Source organism: Mesorhizobium sp. KR1-2 (assembly GCF_040045035.1).
Classification (GTDB): Bacteria; Pseudomonadota; Alphaproteobacteria; order Rhizobiales; family Rhizobiaceae; genus Pseudaminobacter.
Window position 1 is genome coordinate 370,766 of sequence record NZ_JBDZDS010000001.1, and the last position, 16,597, is coordinate 387,362.

At 64.7% G+C, this 16,597-nt stretch carries 13 protein-coding genes and 2 pseudogenes; 8 read left to right on the forward strand and 7 right to left on the reverse strand.

Annotated features, from left to right (window positions below):
• Window positions 1-76 precede the first annotated feature (76 nt).
• On the forward strand, window positions 77-1,639 hold the full coding sequence (gene guaA / locus ABLE85_RS01790; protein WP_348791437.1) for a glutamine-hydrolyzing GMP synthase: 1,563 nt from the start codon (window positions 77-79) through the stop codon (window positions 1,637-1,639).
• A gap of 176 nt (window positions 1,640-1,815) precedes the next feature.
• Here guaA and ABLE85_RS01795 read toward each other — a convergent pair whose 3' ends face one another.
• Both ABLE85_RS01795 and ABLE85_RS01800 read right to left on the reverse strand, forming a co-directional pair.
• Entirely contained in the window at window positions 1,816-2,526 is a 711-nt protein-coding gene (locus tag ABLE85_RS01795) for a L,D-transpeptidase (protein WP_348790967.1), read from the reverse strand.
• 16 nt (window positions 2,527-2,542) lie between these two features.
• Window positions 2,543-3,163, reverse strand: coding sequence for a DsbA family protein (locus ABLE85_RS01800; RefSeq protein WP_348791438.1), 621 nt, complete (start codon window positions 3,161-3,163; stop codon window positions 2,543-2,545).
• Between the two features lie 311 nt (window positions 3,164-3,474).
• On the opposite strand from ABLE85_RS01800, the gene ABLE85_RS01805 reads away from it, so the two are divergent.
• Window positions 3,475-4,845, forward strand: a complete 1,371-nt coding sequence (locus ABLE85_RS01805) for an ATP-binding protein (protein WP_348790968.1) — start codon at window positions 3,475-3,477, stop codon at window positions 4,843-4,845.
• 9 nt (window positions 4,846-4,854) lie between these two features.
• Here the strand turns inward: ABLE85_RS01805 and ABLE85_RS01810 are convergent, their stop codons facing one another.
• The 4 genes from ABLE85_RS01810 to ABLE85_RS01825 form a co-directional block, all read right to left on the reverse strand.
• Window positions 4,855-5,655, reverse strand: a complete 801-nt coding sequence (locus ABLE85_RS01810; RefSeq protein WP_348790969.1) for a TlpA disulfide reductase family protein — start codon at window positions 5,653-5,655, stop codon at window positions 4,855-4,857.
• Window positions 5,656-5,664: 9 nt separating this feature from the next.
• On the reverse strand, window positions 5,665-7,467 hold the full coding sequence (dsbD, locus tag ABLE85_RS01815; protein WP_348790970.1) for a protein-disulfide reductase DsbD: 1,803 nt from the start codon (window positions 7,465-7,467) through the stop codon (window positions 5,665-5,667).
• A 76-nt stretch (window positions 7,468-7,543) separates the two neighbouring features.
• Window positions 7,544-8,050: a thioredoxin family protein gene (locus ABLE85_RS01820; RefSeq protein ID WP_348790971.1), complete on the reverse strand. Its 507-nt coding sequence runs from the start codon at window positions 8,048-8,050 to the stop codon at window positions 7,544-7,546.
• Between the two features lie 66 nt (window positions 8,051-8,116).
• Entirely contained in the window at window positions 8,117-8,779 is a 663-nt protein-coding gene (locus tag ABLE85_RS01825) for a response regulator transcription factor (RefSeq protein WP_348790972.1), read from the reverse strand.
• Window positions 8,780-9,229: 450 nt separating this feature from the next.
• On the opposite strand from ABLE85_RS01825, the pseudogene ABLE85_RS01830 reads away from it, so the two are divergent.
• From ABLE85_RS01830 to ABLE85_RS01850, 5 genes and pseudogenes are all read left to right on the forward strand, one after another.
• Window positions 9,230-12,005, forward strand: a pseudogene (locus ABLE85_RS01830) (molybdopterin cofactor-binding domain-containing protein).
• A gap of 13 nt (window positions 12,006-12,018) precedes the next feature.
• A complete protein-coding gene (locus ABLE85_RS01835) occupies window positions 12,019-12,534 on the forward strand; it encodes a 2Fe-2S iron-sulfur cluster-binding protein (protein ID WP_348790973.1) in 516 nt (171 codons plus the stop codon).
• A gap of 57 nt (window positions 12,535-12,591) precedes the next feature.
• Window positions 12,592-13,155 (forward strand): Isoquinoline 1-oxidoreductase subunit, encoded by a 564-nt coding sequence (locus ABLE85_RS01840; protein WP_348791439.1) that lies wholly within the window; start codon window positions 12,592-12,594, stop codon window positions 13,153-13,155.
• Between the two features lie 20 nt (window positions 13,156-13,175).
• Entirely contained in the window at window positions 13,176-14,273 is a 1,098-nt protein-coding gene (locus ABLE85_RS01845) for a hypothetical protein (RefSeq protein ID WP_348790974.1), read from the forward strand.
• A 60-nt stretch (window positions 14,274-14,333) separates the two neighbouring features.
• Window positions 14,334-15,284, forward strand: coding sequence for a polysaccharide deacetylase (locus tag ABLE85_RS01850; RefSeq protein WP_348790975.1), 951 nt, complete (start codon window positions 14,334-14,336; stop codon window positions 15,282-15,284).
• Between the two features lie 55 nt (window positions 15,285-15,339).
• On the opposite strand, the pseudogene ABLE85_RS01855 reads toward ABLE85_RS01850, so the two are convergent.
• Window positions 15,340-15,438: pseudogene (locus tag ABLE85_RS01855) on the reverse strand (IS6 family transposase); the annotation flags it as partial.
• Between the two features lie 141 nt (window positions 15,439-15,579).
• Between ABLE85_RS01855 and ytfQ the strand changes: the two are divergent.
• Window positions 15,580-16,545 carry a galactofuranose ABC transporter, galactofuranose-binding protein YtfQ gene (ytfQ, locus tag ABLE85_RS01860; RefSeq protein ID WP_348790976.1) on the forward strand — a complete coding sequence of 322 codons (966 nt, stop codon included), beginning with the start codon at window positions 15,580-15,582 and terminating at the stop codon, window positions 16,543-16,545.
• The last annotated feature ends 52 nt before the right edge of the window (window positions 16,546-16,597 follow it).

A 16,597-nucleotide genomic window follows, 5' to 3' on the forward strand; every position in this document is an offset into this window, starting at 1 on the left:
AAGTCGATCAAATCGACCTGTCGATGAAGCGTCGCAGCCCATTGCGCCGACTCTCAGTTTTCTCTAAATGCTCGCCATGACAACCAGCCATCATCCCGACACCGTCCTTATCGTCGACTTCGGCAGCCAGGTGACGCAGCTCATTGCGCGCCGCATTCGCGAGGCCGGGGTCTATTCCGAAATCGTCCCGTTCCAGTCCGCAGGGGAGGCGTTCCAGCGCATCCAGCCCAAGGCGGTGATCCTTTCGGGCAGCCCGCATTCCACCATCGACATCGGCAGCCCGCGCGCGCCCGAGGCAGTCTTCACCGCTGGCGTGCCAGTGCTTGGCATTTGCTATGGCGAGCAGACCATGTGCGCCCAGCTGGGCGGCAAGGTCGAAGCTGGCCATCATCGCGAATTCGGCCGCGCATTCCTCGAGATCGAGGAAGACAGCGCGCTGTTCGACGGCATCTGGGCCAAGGGCACGCGCCATCAGGTGTGGATGAGCCATGGCGACCGGGTCACCGAAATCCCGGCTGGCTTCCGCGTCATCGGCACATCGGCGGGCGCGCCCTTCGCGGCCATCGCCGACGAAACGCGAAAATTCTACGCCGTGCAGTTCCACCCCGAAGTGGTGCACACGCCGGACGGCGCCAAGCTGCTCGCCAATTTCGTGCACAACATCGCCGGCATCGAGGGCGACTGGACCATGCGCGCCTATCGTGAGCACGCGGTGGAAGCCATCCGCGATCAGGTGGGCAAGGGCAAGGTGATCTGCGCGCTCTCGGGCGGCGTCGACTCCTCCGTGGCTGCCTTGCTGATCCACGAGGCCGTCGGCGAGCAACTCACCTGCATCCTCGTCGACCACGGGCTGATGCGGAAGAACGAGGCGGCGGACGTGGTCGCCATGTTCCGCGAACACTACAACCTGCCGCTGATCCTGGTCGACGCTTCGGATCGCTTCATCTCGGCCCTCGAGGGCGAGACCGACCCAGAAAAGAAGCGCAAGACTATCGGCCGCCTGTTCATCGAGGTGTTCGAGGAAGAGGCCAAGAAGCTCGGCGGCGCCGATTTCCTGGCGCAGGGCACGCTCTATCCAGACGTCATCGAAAGCGTCTCCTTCACCGGCGGCCCGTCGGTGACGATCAAGTCGCACCACAATGTCGGCGGTCTGCCCGAGCGCATGAACATGAAGCTGGTAGAGCCGCTGCGCGAGCTGTTCAAGGACGAAGTCCGCGCGCTCGGCAAGGAACTCGGCCTGCCCGAGCACTTCATCGGCCGCCATCCGTTCCCCGGACCTGGCCTGGCGATCCGCTGCCCAGGCGGCATCACGCGTGAGAAGCTCGAGATCCTGCGCGAGGCCGACGCGATCTATCTCGACGAGATCCGCAAGGCCGGTCTCTACGACGCAATCTGGCAGGCCTTCGCGGTGCTGCTGCCGGTGCAGACCGTGGGCGTGATGGGCGACGGCCGAACCTACGAATTCGTCTGCGCGCTGCGCGCCGTCACCTCCATCGACGGCATGACCGCCGACTTCTACCACTACGACATGGAATTCCTCGGCCGCGCGGCAACCCGCATCATCAACGAAGTGCGCGGTATCAACCGCGTCGTCTACGACGTGACCTCGAAGCCGCCCGGCACAATCGAGTGGGAATGAAATGATATAGCTTGCGGCGTTTCGCGAGCTATCGGCACAATAGCATAAGCACCTGATTTTTAATCTTTTGTCTCCGATCAGAGCCCCGCGCCTGGAAGCGATGGGCTCTGACTACGTCAGTTCACGCGCCAAACTGGCCCAACCGATGAAGAGGGACACGTGGATCGACCGGGCCGCTACAGGACGACGACCTTCGCTCCCTTGCGCACCCGTTCGTAGAGGTCGATGACGTCGTTGTTCAGCATGCGGATGCAGCCGGCGGAGACGGCCTTGCCGATGCTGTCCGGCTGGTTGGTGCCGTGGATCCGGTAGTAGGTATCCTGGCCGTCCTTGAAGAGGTAGAGGGCTCGGGCGCCGAGCGGGTTGCCGGGACCGCCCTCGACACCGTTCTCATGCTTTTTGTAACGCTCCGGCGCGCGGGCGATCATGCTGTCGGTCGGCCGCCAGCGCGGCCACTCCTGCTTGTAGGCGACGTCGGCCGTGCCGCTGAAGCCGCGCCCCGCGGCGCCGACGCCGACGCCGTAGCGCAGCGCCTTGCCGTCGGTCTGGACCAGGTAGAGGAAGCGGTTGTTCGGATCGACGACAAGGGTGCCCGGGGCATGGTCGGTGGGATAGTCGACGAGTTGGCGCTGGTATTTCTGCGGGATGCCCGCCAGGTCTTCCACTGGCACTGGGAAGCGCTCGTTCTGTCGCGGTCCGTAGCGCGGCGGCGTGGCCGAAGCGGACGGCTCCTCGACCACCGCAGGCAGCGACTCGGGCGCTGCCGGCTGAGGCGACAGGAGCGCCACATTGGAAGCGCTGGTGGTGCAGGCGCCAAGCCCCATGCATGCCAGCAGGGCCAGCGCCGTGAGCACACTTCGTGCCTGGCCGTCCATTTCGTCGATCATTCGTATGTCCTTCGAGTTACTTATTGCCGCGCGCCCGCGCGTCGGAAATCACTTGCTTGAAGCCGGCTTCGTCCAGCGCCGAGGCGACGAGGAAGGGGCCGATGAGGAAAACGGGCGTGCCGACGAGGCCGAGCGCGTCGGCTTGGGCGCCGTGGCGGCGCATCAGTTCAGTGATGTCGCCGTCCTTGTCCTTGCTGTCGCGGTCCAGCCGCGCCATGTCCACGCCAGCGGCAGCGACCGCCTTGCGCATCCTGTCCTCGGACACCTTGCCGCCCGGAATGGACATCAGCGCGTGGTGAACTTCTTGGTACTTGCCCTGATAGTGGGCGGCCAGCGCCAGCCGCGCGCCATAGATTGAGGCTGTGCTGAGGATCGGCCAGTCCTTGTAGACGAGGCGGACCTTGCCGTCGGCGCGCACGACCTTGTCGAGCGGCGCCATCGTCCTTTTGCAGTAGGGACAGTTGTAGTCGAAGAAATAGACGATGGTGACGTCGCCCTTGGCATTGCCCGCCTTGGGGTCCGCGGGATCGTTGAGGATCATCTCGGTCGAGAGACCATCGTCCTTGGCGTACGCTTGCGGCACAAAGCCCACAGCGGCGAGCGAGGCCAACATGGCCAGCGCGGAGCGGCGGGGAATACGCGCGGCGCCATGGGTTTCGACAGGGCCGGTTTTTGCAATCACGGGCGTGATCCGGGGAGGGGTGGTCGACATGGGAGCGGCCTCGATTTCTGGAATTGGGGCCGAGAAGGTCCGGTGCACCTTAAGGCAGGCTTAAGAGCAAAAGAAAATCCGCACGTGCCAAAAGAAACAATGTGTTGCACAAGCCGCACAGATGCCGTTGCGGCGTCTTGCGCACGCTTTCTTAAGTTTGCCTTAAGGCGCCGGCATCAGGAAGGCAGCGGTGCCATCGCGCCGACCTGAGGGCGCTGCGAAGCGAAGGTGAACCGATGCATTCTATGCGAACCCGGCTGTTCGTGATTCTGATCCTGACCACGGGGCTGGTGTGGCTTTCGGCTGTTGCGTGGGTATTCTTCAGTACCGGCTCGCAGCTTGAGCGCGTACTGGATGCCAGGCTCATGGAGGCGGCCCGCATGGTCAACTCCATGGTGACGCGGCGCGCGCTAGGAACCGGCGAGGGGGCCGTCTTGCCTCCCATCGCGACAGAGCCGCATTCAGCCTACGATCGCCAGCTTTCATGTCAGATCTGGTCGCTGAACGGGGCGCTGGTCAGCCAGTCCGAAGGCGCGCCGGAAGCGAAGCTCTCAGAACGTCAGCAAGGCTTTTCCAATACGGTCATCAACGGCGAAACCTGGCGCGTCTACACCGTGGACAACCCGGAGGCTGGGGTTCGGGTGATGGTGGGGGATCGAATCTATTTCCGCAACCATCTGGTGAACAATGTCACTGCCGGCGTTTTGTTGCCGGCGCTGCTCATCCTGCCGGTGCTGGCCGGGTTGATCTGGCTGAGCGTCGGGCGCGGGCTGATGCCGCTCAGCCGCATCGCAAAGGAACTGTCGGTGCGGCAAGCTTCCGATCTCAGCCCTATCGAGGACGTAAGCACGGCAAGCGAATTGCAGCCGGTGCTGAAGGCGATCAACGTGCTGTTCCAGCGTGTCTCGCAGGCGCGCGACCGCGAGCGCGACTTCACCGCTTTTGCCGCGCACGAACTGCGAACGCCGATGTCCGGCCTCAAAACGCAGGCGCAGATCGCGTTGGCCAGCAACGATCCCGCGATCCGGGAAAAGGCGCTTGCCCAGATCGTGGTTGGCGTTGACCGGACCGGCCGCTTGGTGCGGCAATTGCTGGATATCGCATCGCTCGATTCCGGCGCCGAGACGGCGACCGACGAGCATTTCAATGCCGGCAGGCAGCTGGAGATTATCGCTGGCGAGCTCGTTGCTAATACGGGCGGGACTGCCAACATTGCCTTCGATGCCGACCTCTCGGCGCTCGAACTGCGCATGTCGCCGGAGCTCTTCAGGCTTGCCGCACGCAACCTGATAGAGAATGCGTTGCATCATTCGCCACAGGGCGGGCATGTATCCTGCCGGCTTGCCGAAGGCGGGGCCAGCGTGGCGATCTGGATCGAGGACGAAGGCCCGGGCATCCCGGATGAGGAGCTAGCGCGGGTGACGGAACGCTTCTTCCGGGGACGCTTCAGGTCCGCAGTCGGCAGCGGCCTCGGGCTCAGCATTGTCGAGATGGCGCTCGACCATGGCGGCGCGCGTCTTGAGATGCGCAACCGGCCGGAAGGCGGGCTCGCCGTCGGCATTGTCATCGCCGACGACAGGGTGGCACGGCAAGCCGCGGCCACCTGAGCAGCCCGGCTACTCTTGCAGTTCTGCGATGCCGGCCGACAGGGCCTCGCGGGAAATCTCGCCCATATGGATGGAGCGAAGCCTGCCATCAGCTCCGATGAACAGCGTGGCGGGCAGGCCGGGCGTCGTATAGTGGCGCGAGAATCGGCCAAGCCCATCGAGCAGAACGGTGTCGAGGGCGAGGCCTTCGGCTTCGAGGTAGGATCTGACCGCCGCTTCGTCCTCGCCCTGATTCACGAACAGGAAGGTCGCCTCGTCATTGGTGGCAGCGACATCGGCCATCATCGGCATTTCGCGCCGGCAGGGCGGACACCAGGATGCCCAGAGATTGACCACCATCGGCTTGCCGGTCAGCGACGTCGGCGTGACGGCGCTTCCATCAAGGGCCTGGTACGTCCCGGAAGGCAACGGTGTGGGCGGCACACCCGCCGTGAGCTGGATGACGAGCATGGCGGTGAAGGCGGCGGCGGCCGCGGGCACCGATGTCCAAATCAGCAGGCGCGGCTGCCGGCGCAGGTAGATGAGCGTGATCGCCAGGGCGGCAGCGATGCCGGCGGGGATCGAGAAACCGCCCTGCCACACTGCCAGCGTCCGCATCGGTTCGGCACTAAAACTGTCGAAATGCCTGGCGACATGGCCGAGCCTAGCGCCGATGAGGAAGGCCAGCCCGGCCCTCCACGACCAACCGGAAAAACGTGCATCAACGTAGCGGACCAGAAGTTCGGCTCCGGCAAGGAAGATGCCGATGGCAAGCACGGCCGCGAAACGGTCCGGAGAGAACATCAGAGGGCCGATGGAAAAGGCACGCATGATCTTCGCCTAGCGTTTCGCCTGTGCTGCAGAGGCGACGAGCGCATCGGCACTCACCTCTCCGACAAGGCGCGTGCGGTCGGCCTCGACGGCGTCAGGGGTGAAGAAGATCATTGTCGGTGGCCCGACCACGGCAAGTTCCTTCATCAGGCTCCGGTTCGCATCATCGAGCCGCGACAGGTCGACCTTGACGCGCCGAAATCCGGAAAGGCTGTCGGCCACTTGTCGCGCCGACAACACGTCGCGCTCGATGGCTGCACAGGTGACGCACCAGTCGGCGGTGAAGTAGACCAGCGTTGGCCTGCCATCGGCAGCAGCGGTGGCAATAGCGCTGTGCAGTTCGGCTGAGGACGAGACCTTGGCAAAGTCGAGCGAGGGGCTGCTGGCGGCGGGCGCCTGAGACAGGGTGAGATGCGCCAACGGACGCAGCGGATCGCTGCCGCCGGAGGCAGCGCCGATGCCGAGGATCAGCGCATAGAGTGCGAGCCCCATGCCGGCGCCTTTGCGCAGTCTGCGCGCGGCTGTGGCGTCGCTGCCCGGCGCGTCGAAGGCGCCGACGAACACGGAGGCGGTCATCGCCAGTGCAGCCCACAACGCGAGCGTCGCCGGTGGCGGCAGCAGGCGCGCTGCCATCCACACCGCCATGCCGAGCAGCACGAAACCGAAGACATGTTTGACATCCTCCATCCAGCCGCCGGCTTTCGGCAGAGCGCGGCTGCCGAGCGTGCCGAAGGCGATGAGCGGTATGCCCTGGCCGAAGCCGAGTCCGAACAGGGCCGCTGCGCCGAGCCAGGCGTCGCCGGTCTGGGCGATGTAGAGCAAGGCGGCCGCCAGCGGAGCGGTCACGCAGGGACCTACGATCAGCGCCGAGGTGAAGCCGATGGCGGCAGCGCCAGCTATCGATCCGCGCCGGCCGCTCTGGCCGCCGGCGATGCGGTTGACCCAGGCCGATGGAAGCTGGATTTCGAACAGGCCGAACATGGAGAGGGCGAGGACAAAGAAGATCGCCGCCACCGTGCCGACGGCAAAGGGCGACTGCAGCACGATCTGCAGGTTTTGGCCGGACCATGCGGCGGCAATGCCAAGCAACCCGAAGGCGCTAGCCATGGCCAGGACATAGGTAAGCGACAGGACAAAACCCCGGCGCGGGGTCAGCGTTTCGCCCGAGCGCGCCAGGGTGGCGCCGAGGATCGGGAACATTGGGAGCACGCAGGGCGTGAAGGCAAGCAGCAGCCCGAAGACAAGGAAGCTTGCCACTACCCAGAGCGATCCGCCGTCGGCCAATAGCGAGGCGACCATTCCGCCGGAGGCCGCGTCTTGCGACAGGTGGAAATCTGGTGCGCCTGCACCCTCGTCCGAGGGCGTTTGCGGCGCGGGGCCGAAGCCTACGACAACCGGCTCGATCTCGAGCGTCGCGATTTTCACCGAGCGCGTCTGGGGCGGATAGCAGATCGAATCCTTCTTGCAACCCTGATAGGTCAGCAGGATTTCAGCGGGGGTTCCCTCCGGCAGATGCGCCGAGGCCGAGCCGTAATAGACTTCCGAGACGCCGAAGTTCGGATCGTCTTCCCTGGTTCCTTCGCTGGTCTCGAGCTTCAGCGCCGCTCCGCCGGCGGAGTTCTTCGCCTCGATATGATCGCGATAGAGGTAGTAGCCATCGGCAATTGCCCATTCGAAGGTCATGCCGCCATCGGGAGCATGGGCGGCCGTCAGCCTGAATGCTTCGTCCGGTTGCAGCAGGTTGGGCTGCTGGGCAGCGGCCGAAACGATGCCTCCGAGGAGGATGAGGAATGCGGCAAGGAATCTGGTCATGTCTCGAACCTGTTGGAAGAGCGGCGCCGATGCTGGCCGGCCTGGGGCCCGTTGTGGGGTGGCCGGGCAGCCTGCGCTAACTGGCGAAGGGCTGCAGGCGGGCGACGAGATTGCCGGTGCGGAAGGAGCCGACCGAGCGCGTGTTGCGATATTCCTGTCCGGTCGCGGTCTGCACGATGAACAGCGTCGGCGGTCCGTCGGCACGCAGATGGCGCAGCAGTTCGCGGTTGGCGTCGTCCATTGCGGTCACGTCTACCTTGATCAGGCCCACATGCTCCAACAGACGCATGACCTGTCGGTCAGGCAGGATTTTGGTATCGATGGTTCTGCAAAAGGCGCACCATTTGGCGCCGATGTCGACCAGGGCGGCTGTCTTGTGCGGGGCAAGCGCGTCAAGAGCCGCACGATATTCGGCCAGGCTTGTAACCACGGGCGCGGAGACGGCCGGCCATACCGGGCGAGCAAGAAGCGATGCGCCGGCCATGACCGGCAGCCCCAGTACCAGCGCCCGGCGGAGGCGGAATGAGCACTCTTCGTGGCCGCCACCGGGAGAAAGGCGAGGGGATGGTCGACTGTCCTGCATCGTCGTGCTGCTCCGTTGCGATTGGCACCGACCTCGTTTCCCAAGCTTAAGCCAGGCTTAAGAGCCTCAAGATTCGGTGCCGAGCCGATAGCCGAGGCCCCGCACGGTCTCGATGAGGCCGGGGCCCAGCTTGGCGCGCAGGTGATGAATGTGAACCTCCACGGCGTTGCTTTCCACCTCCTCCTGCCAACCATAGAGCTTGTCTTCCAGCTGGGCCTTGGAGAAGATCCTACCTGGATAACTCATCAGCACCTGCAGGGTTGCAAACTCCCGCCGAGACAGGCGCATTTGCCTGCCGGCTCGCTCCACCAGCTGGCTAGCGGGCACCAGCCTGATGTCGCGCCATTGCAATTCGGCGTTTGATCGACCGTTGGAGCGACGGGTGAGCGCGCGCAGACGCGCGGCGACCTCGTCGAGATCAAACGGCTTGCCCAGATAGTCGTCGGCGCCGCTGTCAAGGCCGGCGATGCGGTCGGCCACGCGATCTCGGGCGGTGAGCAGCAGCACCGGCATCTCGTCCCGAGCTGCCCGCAAAGATTTCAGCACGTCGAGCCCGGAGCCGTCAGGCAGCATCAGGTCGAGCACGACGGCATCGAAACTGCCTGCCGCCAGCGCAGCCAACGCACTTTCGCAGGTGGCAACTGCATCGGCGGTGAAGCCAGCAAGCGACAGACCGACCTTCAGCCCGTCGCGAAGGATATCGTCATCCTCGACGATCAGTATTCGCATCGTCCTGTTTCCGTTTTGGTCGGGGCGCGCATTGCGATTCCTCCTTAAGGCAGCCTTAAGAGGCAATGGTATGTCTGTCTCGCAATTCCGGCATCACCACCGGTGTATCGGCTGTGTTGCCGTTGATGGAACTCGGGGTCGGGAGAGACTAGGGACGGGTTCGCGAGCCTATATGTGACATGCAACCAAAGATAGTATATATCATTTCGAATTGACACGTAAGGATTGTGTTGCAATTGTTACCACTCCGGATCATCGGATGCCTGCCCAAGTAGAATCAATGAATTAGGGCAACAAGGGGAAGAAGGCGAAAGCGTTGCGCGCCGACGCCAAATGAGAGGGTCGCATTCATCAACGACCGGGAGGGTTTCGTTCGAATAGAGAAGCCTTCCGCAGCTTGTCCTGAGGTACTCGGCTTATACATTGTACTTTCGTGAGGAGTGCGATGACATGCGTCTCTCGCGGCGTGAGTTTGTAACCTGGGCCGCGGCCAGCGGGATCACGCTGGCCATGACCCGACTGCGGGCAGCGCAGGCGGCTCGGTTCGACGAGACCCAGATACTTCCCGGCACCGCAGCTCCCCGTCCTGCGCACGGCGCGACCGGGCGGATCGACGCCGTCGCCAAGGTCACCGGGGCCAAGCTCTATACATCCGACTTCCGCGCAGCGGACATGGATGGCTGGCCGCCCACCACTGCCCATGCCCTTCTCCTACGCGCCTCTGACGCGGCCCACGTCTACGCCGGCCTGGATCTTTCAGCCCTCGACGCCGGCGCGCAGCCAACCAAGATCGTGACGGCGGAAGACCTCGCGCGAGCCGGAACCCGCGTGCCTCCCTTCTATGCGGGCGACCTGTTGTGCCCCGTGGGGAAGACGCCGCTCTATCTGGGTCACCCCGTGGCGCTGCTCCTTTTCGAGAGCTTTGACGCCTACGACCGCGCCCGTGTCCGCCTGCGCCAGACGAGCCCGGTCAAGCTCGGCGCCGAGACCGGGCCTTTGGCGCAGCCAAATTACGCCGCCCTGCGCTTCACCCGCGTCGCGGGCGATGCGCCTGGCGCACCGGATGTCTATTCCCCGCTCATGGAAGGCTGGATCAGCCCCGGCTTCTTCGAGGCGGGCGGGCGGCCCATCTGGCAACCACTGCCCACCCCGGAAGGCGGCCAATACAAGAAGGGCGCCACCTATGGCGAGGAGATCCGCGCCTTCATTGCCGCCAACGACCCGGGCACGCTGGTGCTCGACCGCAGCTTCCGCACCCAGTCCGTGGACCCCATGTTCCTGGAACCGGAGTGCGGTCTCGGCTGGTACGATCCCAAGGCGAAGGCGCTCCAACTCGTGCTCGGCGTGCAGTCGCCGCTCGAGGCCAGCGAGGCGCTCGGCCACCTGCTCGGGGAGGCGGCGCCCGCGTTGCGGCCGGAGCGCATCGAGACCCACTTCGCGCATCTGGGCGGCGGGTTCGGCGGGCGCGACCACACCCCTTTCCCGCTCTATGTGGCGCTGGCTGCCATGTTCCTGCCGGGCCGGCCCATCCGGCTTGCGCATGACCGTTTCCAGCAGTTCCAGGGTGGCATCAAGCGCCATGCCTTCCAGATGCGGTCGCAGGTGGCGATTGACCGTGCCTCGGGGCGGATGCGCGCCTTCGCCGCCGACCACGTCCTCGACGGCGGCGGGCTCGCCAACTACTCGGCCAGCGTGACCGCGGTCTCCGCAACCTCCGCTGTCGGCATTTACGACATTCCAAAAGTCGACGTGACGACCCTCGCCGAACACTCGCGCGGCGTGACGGCGGGCTCCATGCGCGGCTACGGCGTCCTCCAAACCACGGCCGCGTTGGAGACGCTGGTGGACGAGGCGGCCGAGGCCATCGGCCTGGATCCGATCACGCTGCGACGGCGCAACCTCCTGAAGGCCGGCGGCCTTACCATGACCGGCAACCCCTGGACCGTGTCGGTGCGCACGCCGGAGATCCTCGACAAGCTCGAAGGCCACGCGCTCTGGCGGGAGCGCGCGCTGGCGCAAAAGGCAGCCTACGCTGGCACGCTGGTCGGCACCGGCCTTGCTGTGTGCGCCAAGGACTACGGCACCGGCGCCGACTGCGGCCTCGGCCGGGTGGAGGTGGACCCCAGGGGGCGCATCCGGATCTTCTGCGACGCGGTGGAGATGGGTAACGGCATCGGCACCGCGGTGGCAAATCGCGTGGCGCAGTTCCTCGGGCGGATGGCCGACGAGGTGTCCGTCGCCCGCATCGACGCTTTCGATGCTCTGGGTCTCGTCACATCGGGCGATCCTTATGTCATCACGCAGGAGGAGCAGGAAACGGCGTCCCGCAACCCGCGCTGGGTGCCGGCCGTCAGCTCGGCCACCAGCGCCTCCATCGGCGCCCATGTCGGAACCCATGCGGCAGCCGAGGCGGCGCGCATCATCCTGCGTTTCGGCATGTGGCCGGCGGCACTCGCCCTGTGGGGCATCGGCCAGGACGATCCGCGCCACTTTCTCTGGGACGAGGCCTTCTGGCAGGACGGGATGCTCATCCTGTCCGGTTTGCCGCCGCTTGCCCAGGAGGAGGTGGCCGCCAAGGCCCATGCCATGGGCGCTCTCACGGGAGCCATGGCCCACGCGTTTTCGCGCTGGGCCTGGGCGCAGGCAGCCTTCCCCCTGGATGGCCTCGACTGGGCCGCCGACATCGACGCGCTCGCGGTGCGGCGCGGTGAAGGGTCCTTCAAGCTGCTCGACCGCACCTTCATCGCGTACCCACCGGCCAGCTACAACCGCATCGGCACCTCATTCACGTCGAGCTGCGGCACGCTCGTGCGGGTCGAGGTCGACAAGGCAAGCGGCGCGGTGCGCGTTACGCGGGCCTACAGCGTGCTGGAGTGCGGGCAGGTGCTGTCCCCGCAGGCAGGTGGTGCTGGGCCAGGCCCAGGGCGGCTTCGCCATGGGCGTCGGCTACACGCTTCTGGAGAACTTGCCGCCATTCGAGGACGGCCCGGGCAACGGGCGTTGGAACCTCGGCGACTATGTGGTCGCGCGCGCCTCCGATCTGCCGATCCACGCCTTGGAGGTGGAGGTGTTGCCGCCGGTGGCGCCCAATGAGCCGCCGAAGGGCATGGCCGAAGTGGTCATGATCCCGGTGGTGCCGGCCATTCTCAACGCCATCCACGATGCCACCGGCCATCGTTTCCGGGCCTTGCCGGTCACGCCGGACGATGTCCGGCGTGTTTTGTGAGGGGAGACCTGCCGTGCCCGCTATCTCGCTGACGATAAACGGCCGCGCTCATGGTCCCATCGAGGTGCGCGAGGACCTCACCATGAACGACTTCCTTCGGGAGGTGCTGGGCATGACGGGAACGAAGTTCGGCTGCGGCGCCGCCCAATGCCTGAGCTGTGCGGTGATCGTCGATCACGCGGACGGCACGAGCTCCACCATGCCCACCTGCATCGTGGCGGCGACCGAGTTCGACAAGCTCAATATCCGCACCGTGGAGGGGCACGCCAAGAACGGCGAGTTGACGCCGCTGCAGAAGAGCTTCATCGCCCATTTCGCCTTCCAGTGCGGCTATTGCACGCCCGGCTTCCTCAATGAGGGCCAGGTGCTGCTGGAGCGCCTCGAAAAATCGCCGATCCCGCGCGCGGAGCTCGAAGGCACCATCGCCGAGGCCCTCGACGGCCATCTGTGCCGCTGCTCGGGTTATGTGAAGTACCATCAGGCCGTGCGGGATGTCGTGCTCGCCGACCCCCACCGCTTCCTGACCTGACGGGGGCCAGCAATGTCAATGGACAGGCGTCTCATGATAATCCTCGCTGCGGCCAGCATGCTCCCCGCGGCGGCGAGCTTTGCCCTCTCAGCCCTCGGCGGCACCCTTGCCGCGCCGGAGACCTTCGCGTCCATAACCGACCCGGCCGAGCGCTCGGCCGCCTACTTCACCGAGCTCAGCAAGGTCCTGACCAATCCGCGCTGCACCAATTGCCACCCCGCCTCCGATCGACCTCGGCAAGGGGATGCGGCGCGTCCTCATCAGCCACCCGTCTTCCGAGGACCGGACGGCTTTGGGCTCGCGAGCATGCGGTGCTCCAGCTGCCACCGCAGTGCAAATTTCGAGCCTGCCGGCGTGCCGGGAAATCCGGCCTGGCATCTCGCGCCTGCCGAAATGGCCTGGGAAGGCAAGACGCCGCGCGAGATTTGTGCCCAGATCAAGGATCCCGCGCGCAACGGTGGGCGTTCACTCGACGATCTCGTCCACCATATCGGCGATGACACGCTGGTCGGCTGGGCATGGCACCCGGGTGGAAATCGTACGCCGGCGCCCGGAACGCAACAGGCGGCGAAGGCTCTCCTCCAGGCATGGATAGAGACCGGGGCCGACTGCCCGAACTGATCACAACAAAGGAGGAAGCGATGAGGCATGCGTCTGTCGGTCTCGCTCTGGCTGCGGCGATCGCTGCATCGGTTTTGTCCGGCGCCACCGCGGCAGAATTGCCGGACTATCTGAACCCCATTTCCGGGCCACCGCACTCACCGTCTGCGCAGGACCTCGCTACCCGCGACGTCCTGCAGCTCAACACGACCATGTTTTCGCTCTACGAGAATGCGGGGGAGACCTTCCGCCAGAACATTCTCGCAAAGCACCCGGTCATCCTCGCGCTGTTCTCCGGCGCGGGCGGGCGCATGATCCTCTACCGGCCCGGCCAGCCGCCACTTGAGGCGCCTTCCGTTCCCAGGGTCTACCAGGTGATGAAGTCGCTTGGACACAGCACCATGGCCATATCGGAAGTGGTTCTGCCCTATGTGGACAACCCCGGCGACAAGTCCTGGGTCGCCCCCATGCGCGCCTATCTGACGGAGATGAAGAGCGCCCTGGACGGGATCGGCTCGGCGGAAATGCCTGATGAATGGCGGCCGAACTCGCGCGCCATCCTGGAGAACAACGTCGCCTTCATGGAGGATTGCCTCGCAAAGGGCGTGATCAGTCTCGATGCGGTCCAGGCGTTCGCCAAGAAGCAGGCGCCCGTTCTGCGCCTCGCGATCGCCTGGGCGGCGGAGACCCAGGTGAAGCACTGGATGAGCGTGCTCGATAGCTGGAAGCAGGAGCTGGGCGGCAGCTTCGATCAGGCCTACGGGGCCAGCAACACGATCTATGTGGCGCGCCAGAACAACGTATTGTTCAGCGTGCTCGCGCAATATTTCGGCCCGGAAGCGATCAATGACCGGCTGGTGCTCATCGAGACCATCTCGTTCACCACCACGCCCGACGACATGCTCACGTCCTTGGTGCGCATCATCTCCGACCGATCGGTCGGGGGGCTGTTCTTCAACAACTATCATTTGATGGACTATGAGCTGATGGGGGGCGATGCGCGCAAAACCATCATCTCGGAAATGAAGAAGCGCGGAAAGGATCCGTTCCTGCCCCCTCAGGTGCCGTTCGGCTCCAATCAGTGGCCGGCGCTCATCTCCGGCGGGGCAGGCGCTGCATCTCTCGACGACCTTCACTGAGCCGCGATCCCGGACGCAGGAGGTCTGCGTCCGGGGGCCTCGCAAGCACGCAGGTGGGCCATGCGTAAGCCGATTTTCGCCTTTCTCCTTGCCGCCAGTCTCGCACTCGCCCCTGTGACGGCGCGGTCCGGCATGGACTGGATCACCGGCCTGCCACGGCAGAACATCCCTGTCGCATCGTGGCCTGGAGGCAAGAAGGTCGCCGTGGCCTTCGTCCTCTATGTCGAAGTGTGGGGGCACGGACACGGTCCCAACTTCCGCCCCGACATGACCGGGCGTACGCCCGATCTCGTCGACGAGGGATTTCGACAGTATGCGATCAATTTCGGCCTGCCGCGCACGGGCCGGCTGTTCAAGGAGATGGGCGTCCCTCTCAGCCTGGCGCTGAATGCCGAGTTCCCGCTGGCCGAGCCGGAAACATGGCAAGCGCTCCGCGCGCTCGTGCCCACGGCGCCGATCATCGCCCACGGGCTCAACAATTCCACCGATCTTCTGCCTTTGTCCGAAGGGCCGGCGGCACAGCGCGCCTATATCCGCAAGACGCTCGACATGATCGAGGCGAGCACCGGCGTCCGCAGCATCGGCTGGTCGAGCCCGAGCGTCTATCCCAATGCGGAAACCTTTCAAGCAACTGCTGCGGAAGGCATCCGCTACACCCTCGACGGCATGGATTCGGATGTGCTTTCGCGGCTCGACACAAAGCCGGTGCCGCTGGTGCTGGTGCCTTACCCGCCAAGCGTCGTCGACATGGGGCAGTACCTCTCCCGCTTCAAGGAGGCGGATGATCTCGAGCGGCTGTGGATCGACTATGTGCGCGAACTTGCGCGCGAGGCCGCTGCCGACCCCAAGAGGCCAGCGACAGTGGTCGCCATCGGCATTCATCCTTTTGTCGTCGGAACCCCGGGGGGGGCTGCTGCGCTGCGGCGCGTCTTGCAAAGCCTTAAAGCAGACGATCTCGTCTGGCTGACGGATGTGGAGGCGATATTACGCGCCGCCGGACAGTCCCTCTAGGTTCGGCTGTGTCGCGACTGCTAGCCGGGACGCTGAAAACCTTCGCGCGCCACATTCAGGCAGCCAAGATTTCGAACTGCTCGGCAAGTGGTGGTGCGGGATTGCAGGCGCATCTCGCCTGTCGTTTGCGCATCATGTGTACCATCTCGACACCGAAGTCCAATCGCGCGGTGTGACATTCACATTGGCAATTTGGGTGCTCGCACGTCCTTGAATAAGTCATACTATATTAGTATACGACTTTATGGCCGTCGTGGAGGAGCCTCGGTCGGTCTTTGTTTCTGGGAGGTTGCTTATGATCAATGTTCTGAAGTCCATTGTTCTTGGTTCAACAATCGCAGTTGCTCTCGCTGGTTCGGTCAGCGCCGCGAGCCTGACGGTCGGCTTTTCGCAAATCGGCTCGGAATCCGGATGGCGCGCCGCCGAGACCAGCGTCACCAAACAGCAGGCCGAAAAGCGCGGCGTAGATCTCAAATTCGCCGACGCGCAGCAGAAGCAGGAGAACCAGATCAAGGCGATCCGCGGCTTCATCGCGCAGGGTGTCGACGCCATCCTCGTGGCGCCGGTTGTGGCCACCGGCTGGGAAGCCGTGCTGCAGGAAGCCAAGGATGCCGACATTCCCGTCATCCTGCTTGATCGCGGGATCGACGGCTCACCCGACCTTTACATGACCATGGTTGCCTCCGATCAGGTGCTTGAAGGCAAGGTAGCCGGCGAGTGGCTGGTGAAGGACGCTGCCGGCAAGGAATGCAAGGTGGTCGAGCTTCAGGGCACAACTGGTTCTTCGCCGGCTATCAACCGCAAGAAGGGCTTTGAGGAGGCGATTGCCGGCGCCCCCACCATCAAGATCATCCGCAGCCAGACCGGCGACTTCACCCGCGCCAAGGGCAAGGAAGTCATGGAGGGCTTCCTCAAGGCCGAAAACGGCGGCAAGAACATCTGCGCGCTCTATGCCCATAACGACGACATGGCGGTCGGTGCCATCCAGGCAATCAAGGAAGCGGGGCTGAAGCCAGGCACCGACATCAAGGTCGTATCGATCGACGCTGTGCCGGACATCTTCAAGGCGATGGCTGACGGCGAAGCCAACGCTACGGTCGAATTGACCCCGAACATGGCCGGCCCCGCTTTTGACGCGCTCGAAAAGTTCAAGGCCGACGGCACCCTGCCGCCCAAGCAGATCATCACCGAGTCCAAGCTCTATACCCAGGCTGACGACCCGATGAAGGTCTATGAGGAAAAGAAGGGCCTCGGCTACTAATATCCTCCCCAGACTGCCGGCCGGAAGCACCTGCATCCGGCCGGCAGACCGA

Coding starts and splice junctions, on each gene's coding strand:
- ABLE85_RS01810 (WP_348790969.1), bottom strand. CDS start 5,655: ATGCGTGCCTTTTCCATCGGCCCTCTGATGTTCTCTCCGGACCGTTTC.
- ABLE85_RS01820 (WP_348790971.1), bottom strand. CDS start 8,050: ATGCAGGACAGTCGACCATCCCCTCGCCTTTCTCCCGGTGGCGGCCAC.
- ABLE85_RS01805 (WP_348790968.1), top strand. CDS start 3,475: ATGCATTCTATGCGAACCCGGCTGTTCGTGATTCTGATCCTGACCACG.
- ABLE85_RS01795 (WP_348790967.1), bottom strand. CDS start 2,526: ATGATCGACGAAATGGACGGCCAGGCACGAAGTGTGCTCACGGCGCTG.
- ABLE85_RS01850 (WP_348790975.1), top strand. CDS start 14,334: ATGCGTAAGCCGATTTTCGCCTTTCTCCTTGCCGCCAGTCTCGCACTC.
- ytfQ (WP_348790976.1), top strand. CDS start 15,580: ATGATCAATGTTCTGAAGTCCATTGTTCTTGGTTCAACAATCGCAGTT.
- dsbD (WP_348790970.1), bottom strand. CDS start 7,467: ATGACCAGATTCCTTGCCGCATTCCTCATCCTCCTCGGAGGCATCGTT.
- ABLE85_RS01840 (WP_348791439.1), top strand. CDS start 12,592: ATGCTCCCCGCGGCGGCGAGCTTTGCCCTCTCAGCCCTCGGCGGCACC.
- ABLE85_RS01845 (WP_348790974.1), top strand. CDS start 13,176: ATGAGGCATGCGTCTGTCGGTCTCGCTCTGGCTGCGGCGATCGCTGCA.
- ABLE85_RS01825 (WP_348790972.1), bottom strand. CDS start 8,779: ATGCGAATACTGATCGTCGAGGATGACGATATCCTTCGCGACGGGCTG.
- guaA (WP_348791437.1), top strand. CDS start 77: ATGACAACCAGCCATCATCCCGACACCGTCCTTATCGTCGACTTCGGC.